This window comes from Oleiagrimonas sp., from assembly GCF_027858935.1.
GTDB lineage: Bacteria > Pseudomonadota > Gammaproteobacteria > Xanthomonadales > Rhodanobacteraceae > Oleiagrimonas.
Window position 1 is genome coordinate 1 of the sequence record NZ_JAQIBU010000174.1, and the last position, 8,432, is coordinate 8,432.

Sequence of the window (8,432 nt, forward strand, 5' to 3'; positions counted from 1 at the left end):
CGCTGGATCGAGCAGGCGCTGGAGCTGGGCATCGACAGCTTCGACCACGCCGACATCTACGGCGACCATGGGGTGGAGTCGCTGTTCGGCGAGGCACTGGCCGCTGCACCCGGTCTGCGCGAGCGCATCAAACTGGTGACCAAGTGCGGAATCAGGCTGGCCTCGCAGGACCAAGGGGTGACAGTCAAGCACTACGACACTTCGGCGGCCTATGTGCGGGGCCGGGTGGAGCAGTCGTTGCGCAATCTGCACACTGAACGACTGGACATGGTGCTGGTCCATCGCCCGGATTACCTCATGGACGCGGCGGCACTGGCCGACACCTTCACCGCGCTCACGAACGAGGGCAAGGTCGCGCGCTGGGGCGTGTCCAACCACAGCCGCGTTCAGTTCGAGCTGCTGCATGCACACTTCCCGCTGGCCACGAACCAGGTCGAGCTCTCGCCGCTGGCCCCGGGGGCGCTGGACGACGGCACGCTGGAGCAGGTCCAGATGCTGGGGCTGCGACCGATGATCTGGTCGCCGCTTGGCGGCGGTCGCCTGTTTACCGGCGAGGACGAACAGGCCATGCGCGTGCGCGACGTGATGCAGCCGATGGCCGAACGCTACGGCGTATCGCTGGCGACCTTGGCCTATGCCTGGATCCTGCGCCTGCCCTCGCGCCCGCATCCGATCACCGGCACCGGACGCATCGAGGGCCTGCGCGAGGCAATGGCAGCACTGGACGTCACGCTTGATGCCGAGGACTGGTACGCGATCTGGACCGCCGCGAAAGGCCATGCGGTCCCTTGAACGCACCCTTGCAAGGTATGGCGTGCCCCAGGCACTCCCTGCTGCAGTCGGACCATGGTCGGGTTGCAACGCTTGCCGGGCAGACAAGATCCAACGTCTTCTCTGCCGCTTCCCGCAGGCGCTTCGCTTATTCGGGCTGCGCATGCCCGGGACGCGTGGAACTCACTAACCCTCCATTCCGGCACAGCTCGATACCTTGGCTGGGCGGGATGCCGCGGACGGATCACGGGCGCTGAAGCAGCGCTGGTTTTGATCGCCTTTCACAGCGCGGAGAATCCACGGCCCCTCCAGCCCGTGCCGACCTCCGAGCAACACAATTCGATAACCTGCCGCCGCCGTGAAGTGGTTCGGGTAAACTCCATGAACTGGGGACATGCTCACGGCGCGGGGCCGCGACATCGGGCTGCGGATGCCGACTGCGGGGGAAGCACATGCACGCACAGGATATTCTCGGCACCATCCTGCTGGTGGTCGGCGCCATCATTGCCGTGTCCGAGATGCACACGCTCACCATCTACCTGATCGCCATCGCGCTGGCCTGTTTCGTGGGTGCGGTCGTGGCGTTCTACGGCGGTGGACTCACCGCGACCCTGGTCGTGATCGGCATCGTGATCCTGCTCGGCATGCCACTGGCGCACTGGGTGCGCGGGCGCATGAAAAACCGCGCCTCGGACGAGGTCAGCCAGGACGACGTGGGCCGCCCGGTCACCGTGATCGAGGCCGGCGTCGACGGTGCCCTGCGCGTGTACTACCGGGGCACGGACTGGAATGCACGTCTGATGCACCGGAACGAAACCATCCCGCAGCCGGGGCAGACCTTTTCCATCATCACCCGCGAGGGCAGCACCCTCGTGATCGGAACGCCTGCAGCATCCGACTGATTCCCGCCGTCCATCGTTTTTGCAAGGAGAGCACCATGCAAACCAGTCTCATCGTTGCCATCGTCCTGGTGGTCATCGCCTTCACCCTGATCAGCCGCGGCCTGCGCATTGTGCCGCAGCAGCACGCATGGGTGGTCGAGCGGCTGGGCCGCTACAGCCGCACGCTGGAGCCGGGTCTGAACCTGCTGATCCCGATCGTGGACAAGGTCGCCTACAAATTCGATCTGCGCGAAACGCCGATGGACGTGCAAAAGCAGGTGTGCATCACCAAGGACAATACGCAGATTTCCATCGACGGCGTGTTGTACCTGCAGATCACCGACCCCAAGGCCGCCGCGTACGGGACCTCCGACCCGATGTCCTCGGTCGAGCAGCTGGCGCAGACCATCATGCGTTCGGACGTGGGCAAGAAGCAGCTCGATGAAGTGCTGTCCTCGCGCACCGAACTCAACGTCTCCATCGTCAGCGAGCTGGACAACGCCGCGGTCAACTGGGGCGTGAAGGTGCTGCGCTACGAGATCCGCGACATCAATCCGCCGGCCGAAGTGATCCGCGCGATGGAACTGCAGATCACCGCCGAGCGCCAGAAACGCGCGCTGATCGCCAAGTCCGAGGGCGAGAAACAGCAGGCCGTGAACGTCTCCGAAGGCGAGCGCCAGCAGCAGATCAATCGCGCCGAAGGCGCCAAGCGCGCCAAGATCCTGCAGGCCGAAGGCGACGCCCAGGCCGTAACCACCGTGGCCGAAGCCACTGCCCGCGCGCTGGCCACTGTGGGCGCCGGATTGCAGCAATCCGGCGCGCAGGACGCCATGAAGATGCAGGTGGCGCAGGACTTCATCGCGCAATGGGGCGGCATCGCCAAGGAATCCAACGTGATGATCGTGCCGTCGGACATGGGCGACCTGTCCAAGGTCGTCGGTACCGCGTTCAGGATCGTCGACGGCATCAAGCCCAAGCCCGCAACCTGAAGGCTTCACATCGCGCAGCCCGGGTAAGCAAAGCGCCTCCGGGGACAGGCGACCCGTGTCCTGTTCATACGCCATGCATGCAGGAGCCTTGTTGCGATCCGTCCCGGATGCGGCGATGGATTATCCGTGAGGCAAGGTGTCCAGCCAAGTGGCGAGGGCGTGCATGACCTCGCTCCGCTTCGGCTCGGCTTCGTTGAACAGCTCGTGGAAGCACGAGGGGAATGCCCGATAGGTGACCCGTTCGGTGTCCTGTGCGGCTGCGGCGAAATCACGACTGCCGTCGGGATCGACCAGATGGTCCGTACCTGCCGCCATCAACAGGGTCGGCACTGCAAGACGCGACGCATCGGCAATGCACGACGCCCCGGCGCGGAAAATAAAGTCGGCCAGGCGCGGCGTGATACGGCGGCTGCACAGTGAATCCACCTCGACCCGTGCGGCGACGGCCGGATCGTGCGAGAGCCACTGCAGGTGCTGGCTGCGGGTAAGCGGAAGCCTGGGCACGGTGAACGTGAACACCCGCACCAGGCGCTTTATGAAACCTGATTCAAGACTGCGCAGGGCCGGCGAAGACATCACCAGCCCATTCGGCACCACGCGCCCATCCAGCACCGCGCGTGCGACCACCAGCCCGCCCATGCTGTGCCCGACCAGTAAAGGTGGGCGATCAAAACGCTTGGCGTAATCGGCGAAGATGGCCGTCAGATCGGTCAGCAGGTCGTCCGCCCGATGCAGAGCACCGCGCGCGCCGGTCGAGCGGCCATGTCCGCGCTGGTCATAGGCGCACACATCCAGGCCGCGCCGATTGAACCAGGACGCAACCTCCGCGTAGCGACCACTATGCTCGCCCAGGCCGTGTACCAGCAGCACGCCGCGTCGGGCATTGTCGACCGGCCAGTGGCGAAGGAACAGAACCTCCCCGTCGTCCATCTGGCGTGTGTCCGTTGCAGCAGGACGCTGGTGCGAACCGGCAACCGGCGCTGTGGCGTTCATCGGCAGGAGACCCGTGAAATCTGCACACGCCGATCATGCCCGAGCTGGACCTTCGTGACCAACACGCGCGCAATCAGCACGATCCCGCCCCCATCCGGCCACCCTGCACGGCCTGGCCCGGAAAAGCGCGGCGTGCGGCCTCGGCTTCATCGGCAGTCAGCGCCAGCGGCTCGTCCGAGCGCGTCCTGCTGGATGTGCGCGCAGCTTCCAGCACGGCCATCACGGCCAGCGCCTGGATCGGCTCGACCGGGTTGGCAGCATGCCCCTTGATCGCCTCGCATAGTCCGGCGTAATACTTGCGGTAGTCGCCAACGGGAGCCGCTCGCTCCACCGGTGCAACGTCCGCATCGCCATTGAACTGCTGTAACGGGTCCGGATCCTGGCCCCAACCGGAGGCGCCGGGCGCCATTCCTGCGCGCAACTGGCTCTCCTGCACGTCCGCGCCTTTCTTGACCAGGCTGCCCCGCGTGCCGTGCACGGTGAAGCGCACCAAGCCACCGGCCGCCAGCATGCCCGCGTGCAGGATCACCTGCAGGGGCCCGTAATCCAGCATCAGGTGCATCCAGTCGTCGACGCTGCCGCCGTTGCGCTGGATGGCCTGGCGCGCATTCACGGAGTCGGGCAGGCCGAACAGCAGCAGCGCCTGGTCGATCAGGTGTGGCCCGAGGTCGTAGGCAAGACCCGCGCCGGGCACCGGCTGTTCGCGCCAGCGCTCGCGAACCTGCGGGCGGAAGCGGTCGATGTGGGACTCAAAGTGCACGACCCGACCGATACGCCCGCAAGCGATCGCTTCATGCACCGCCTGGAAATCGCTGTCCCAGCGGCGATTCTGGAATACCGAAAGCACCGTTCCGGATGCTTTCGCCGCACGCAGCAGCGCACGCGCCTCAGTCAGATCCAGCACGAACGGCTTGTCCACCACCACATGCTTGCCCGCACGCAGGGCCGCATCCGCGAGGGATGCGTGCACGGCATTCGGCGCCGCAATCACCACAAGATCGACCTCGGGATGCCGGGCCATGCGCTCGGGATCGGCCTCGACTTCCACGTCGGGAAGATCCGCATGCACACGCGCGGCGTCACGGGAGCAAACCACGCTGAGCCGCAGGCCGGAATCGGCCATGATCAACGGCGCATGGAAGGTCCGGCCGGCGTAACCGTAACCGATCAGTCCGGCGCGGATGGGCGTGGCTGCGGGCTTGGCGTTCAACAAATTCTCCACGAAGACGGTCGCGCAGTGCCGGGCACGATCACGACCGGCGCGCATGGAGGATACGGCCGCTGGCGGCGACGATCAGCTTCATGCATGACTCATTCCGGCTTGCGCGCCACCAGATCGATCAGTGCGGACATGCCTTCATGACGACCTTCGTGCAGTTCCTCGTCGTAACTTGCGAGATGCTCGATCGTGAGATCGGCGAAGGCTTCGCGAAGCATCGGCTCGGTATACATGTTCTCGGCCTGGGGCGGGCCCCCGGTGCCGTAGGCCAGTTGCTCGGGACGGTACCCCTCCAGCAACAGCAGACCCGCGGGCTTGAGCGCGGCGACCATCGAGGCGAACAGGCGGGCGCGGAAATCCGGTTCGGCAAACTGGATGAAGATCGCCGCGATCACGTCGAAGCGTTGCTGACCGAAATCCCATGCGGACAGGTCGGCATGCTCGTAGTGCATGGCCACGCCGCGTTTGGCGGCCAGCTTGCGGCTCTTCGCCAGGGCCACCTCGGAACCGTCCACGGCCAGCACGTCCAGGCCCTGCTCGGCCAGCCACACGCCGTTGCGGCCTTCGCCATCGGCGACGGCCAGTGCCGTGCCATGCGTTGGCAGTCGCTCCTTGTGCCGGGTAAGGAAGACATTGGGTTCGGTACCGAACAGGAAGCTTTCGCCAGCGTAGCGTTCGTCCCAGGTAGGCATGGGTTGGTTCTCCAGATCACACGTCAATCCATCATTCTACCCCCGTGCCGCGCGCACCCGTAGCCCGCTACAATGGGCGGATGTCCCTGATCCAACTCCTCACGGTCGACTACAGCGTCGGCGGCCCGCTGCTGCTGGACAGCATCGATTTCACCCTGGAAACGAACGAGCGCGTGTGCATCGTCGGGCGCAACGGCGCCGGCAAGTCCACGTTGCTGCGGCTGCTCGATGGTGCGATCACGCCCGACGACGGCGAGATCCGTCGCCAGGGCGGACTGCGCGTGGCGCGCCTGACCCAGGAAGTGCCGCAGCAGGACCACGGCAGCGTGTTCGACGTGGTGGCCGCGGGCCTGGGCGATCTCGGCGCACATCTGGCCGCATTCCACCACGCCGCACATGAGGGTGACATGCAGGCCATGGCGCACGCACAGGAGCGCATCGAGGCCGGCCACGGCTGGGATCTGGACACCCGCGTCACCCAGACCCTGTCGCGTCTGGGCCTGGACGGCGACGCCGGGTTTGTCGCCCTGTCCGGCGGCATGAAGCGCCGAGTGCTGCTGGCGCAGGCGCTGGTGTGCGCCCCTGACGTGCTGCTGCTGGACGAGCCGACCAACCATCTGGACATCGAGGCGATCGACTGGCTGCAGGAATTCCTGCGCGGTTTCGGCGGCAGCATCGTGTTCGTCACCCATGACCGCCGCTTCCTGCGTGAACTGGCCACGCGCATCGTGGAGATCGACCGCGGACGCCTGACCGACTGGCCCGGCGACTATGACAATTACCTGCGCCGACGCGAGGAGCGCGCCCACGCCGAGGCCCAGGCGCATGCCGCCTTCGACAAGAAACTGGCGCAGGAAGAAGCCTGGATCCGCCAGGGCATCAAGGCCCGCCGCACCCGCAACGAGGGTCGGGTGCGCGCGCTGAAGGCGCTGCGCAACGAACGTGCCGAGCGGCGCGAGAAGACCGGTACCGCGAAGATGCAGCTGGCCGATGCGCAGGCTTCCGGCCGCAAGGTGCTGGAGGCCAGGGAGATCGGCTTCAACTACGGCGAGCGCGTGCTGGTGAAGGACTTTTCCACCACCGTGATGCGCGGCGACCGCATCGGCATCATCGGCCCCAACGGCGCCGGCAAGACCACCCTGATCCGCCTGTTGCTGGGACAGACGCCGCCCGACAGCGGCAGCGTGAAGGTGGGCCAGGGCCTGGAAGTCGCCTATTTCGACCAGCACCGTGCGGCGCTGGACGACCGCCTGAATGCCGCCGACAACGTGGCCGAGGGCCGCGAATTCATCGAGCTCAACGGCAAGCGCACGCACATCATGGGCTACCTGCAGGACTTCCTGTTCGCCCCCGACCGTGCCCGCGCACCGATCACGCGCCTGTCCGGCGGTGAGCGCAACCGGCTGCTGCTGGCCAAGCTGTTCGCCAAACCCTCCAACCTGCTGGTGATGGACGAACCGACCAACGACCTGGACGTGGAAACCCTGGAACTGCTGGAAGACCTGCTGGCCGACTACAGCGGCACGTTGCTGCTGGTCTCGCATGATCGCGAGTTCCTCGACAACGTGGTCACCAGTACCCTGGTGCTGGAGGGCGAGGGCCGCATCGGCGAATACATCGGCGGCTATCAGGACTGGCTGCGCCAACGCCGCGACACCCAGACCTGGGGCGGACCCGCCGCAACGCCGGCAAGCGCCGGCAAGCCGCCGCCGGCCGCAGCCCCTTCCCCGGTCCCGGCGCCGCCCGAACGCCGCAAGCGCAACTACAAGGACCAGCGTGAACTGGACCAGCTGCCGGCGCGCATCGAAAAACTGGAAACCGACATCGCCGCCCGCACCGTGGCCATGAACGCCCCGGACTTCTTCCAGCAGGACAGCGACGCCATCGTGGCGGCCAACGAGAAGCTTGCCGCACTGCAGGCGGAACTGGAAACCGCCTACGCGCGCTGGGCCGAACTGGAAGCTTGATTCTCCGGACGTATTGTGCCCTGCAAGCGACGTCGTCGCACAAGGCCCCGGTCCGGCCGTTCGCAAGCCGCGCGGTCATGCCGCACATCCATGCGCATCCCAGCCCGAAAACCGCCGCAATCGTATCGCCCCAGTCGTGGTGCCGGGTGGATCAGATTCGCTCATCCCGCTTGTCCCAGATAGCGTTGCAACGGCAGCAGGGCGGCCCGAAGCGCCGCAAGCGTGGGTCGCGCCCTCGTCTAGCGCGTATCATCCATACAGTTTTCCTGCACTGGAGTCTGCATGTACACCCTGTATTACGCGCCCGGTACCGCCGCCATGCTGGTGCATCTGGTCTTGCTGGAGGCTGACGTGCCGTGCAGCCTGATGCCGGTGGACCTGTCGGCCGGCGAGCAGCGTACTCCGGCCTATCTGGCGCTCAACCCGGGCGGCGTGGTGCCCACGCTGGTGGTCGATGGCGAGCCCCACTCGGAAGCGGCCGCCATGGCCATGCTGTTGACCGAACGCCATCCCGAGGCCCGGCTTGCGCCGGCCTTCGGCAGTGCGGCGCGGGCCGATTACCTGCAATGGATGTTGTACCTAGCCAACACCCTGCAGCCGGCTTTCCGTGAATGGTTCTATCCCGACGAACATGTGCCGGAGGCGCTTGAAGGCATCCGTGCCGCCGCACGCATCAAAATCGAGGGTGCATGGAAGCGACTGGATGCCCATCTGGCAGAACATGGCCCTTACATGCTGGGCAAGACCTTCAGCGTGGTCGACCTGTATGTGACCATGTTGATGCGCTGGGCACGCAACATGCCGCGGCCGGCCACGGACTCACCGCATCTTGCCGAACTGGCACGACGCATCAAGGCACGCCCGTCGTGGAAGGAACTGTACCGGATCGAACAACTTAGCGAATGGGCGTAAGCAACGAC

At 66.0% G+C, this 8,432-nt stretch carries 8 protein-coding genes; 5 read left to right on the forward strand and 3 right to left on the reverse strand.

The features are described from left to right. The 3 genes from PF446_RS06320 to PF446_RS06330 all read left to right on the forward strand — a co-directional run. On the forward strand, nucleotides 1–792 hold a 792-nt coding region (locus PF446_RS06320; protein ID WP_298070392.1), incomplete at its 5' end, for an aldo/keto reductase. Between the two features lie 431 nt (nucleotides 793–1,223). After that, nucleotides 1,224–1,673 carry an NfeD family protein gene (locus tag PF446_RS06325; protein ID WP_298070393.1) on the forward strand — a complete coding sequence of 150 codons (450 nt, stop codon included), beginning with the start codon at nucleotides 1,224–1,226 and terminating at the stop codon, nucleotides 1,671–1,673. Nucleotides 1,674–1,708: 35 nt separating this feature from the next. Beyond that, nucleotides 1,709–2,641 carry an SPFH domain-containing protein gene (locus PF446_RS06330; protein WP_298070394.1) on the forward strand — a complete coding sequence of 311 codons (933 nt, stop codon included), beginning with the start codon at nucleotides 1,709–1,711 and terminating at the stop codon, nucleotides 2,639–2,641. Between the two features lie 120 nt (nucleotides 2,642–2,761). Here the strand turns inward: PF446_RS06330 and PF446_RS06335 are convergent, their stop codons facing one another. The 3 genes from PF446_RS06335 to PF446_RS06345 form a co-directional block, all read right to left on the reverse strand. Continuing rightward, entirely contained in the window at nucleotides 2,762–3,634 is an 873-nt protein-coding gene (locus PF446_RS06335; protein WP_298070395.1) for an alpha/beta hydrolase, read from the reverse strand. Between the two features lie 73 nt (nucleotides 3,635–3,707). Then, a complete protein-coding gene (locus tag PF446_RS06340; RefSeq protein WP_298070396.1) occupies nucleotides 3,708–4,844 on the reverse strand; it encodes an oxidoreductase in 1,137 nt (378 codons plus the stop codon). Between the two features lie 101 nt (nucleotides 4,845–4,945). Further along, nucleotides 4,946–5,545 (reverse strand): class I SAM-dependent methyltransferase, encoded by a 600-nt coding sequence (locus PF446_RS06345; RefSeq protein ID WP_298070397.1) that lies wholly within the window; start codon nucleotides 5,543–5,545, stop codon nucleotides 4,946–4,948. Between the two features lie 80 nt (nucleotides 5,546–5,625). On the opposite strand from PF446_RS06345, the gene PF446_RS06350 reads away from it, so the two are divergent. Then, a complete protein-coding gene (locus PF446_RS06350; RefSeq protein WP_298070398.1) occupies nucleotides 5,626–7,512 on the forward strand; it encodes an ATP-binding cassette domain-containing protein in 1,887 nt (628 codons plus the stop codon). Nucleotides 7,513–7,794: 282 nt separating this feature from the next. Next, nucleotides 7,795–8,424, forward strand: coding sequence for a glutathione S-transferase (locus tag PF446_RS06355; protein WP_298070399.1), 630 nt, complete (start codon nucleotides 7,795–7,797; stop codon nucleotides 8,422–8,424). Nucleotides 8,425–8,432: the final 8 nt, after the last annotated feature.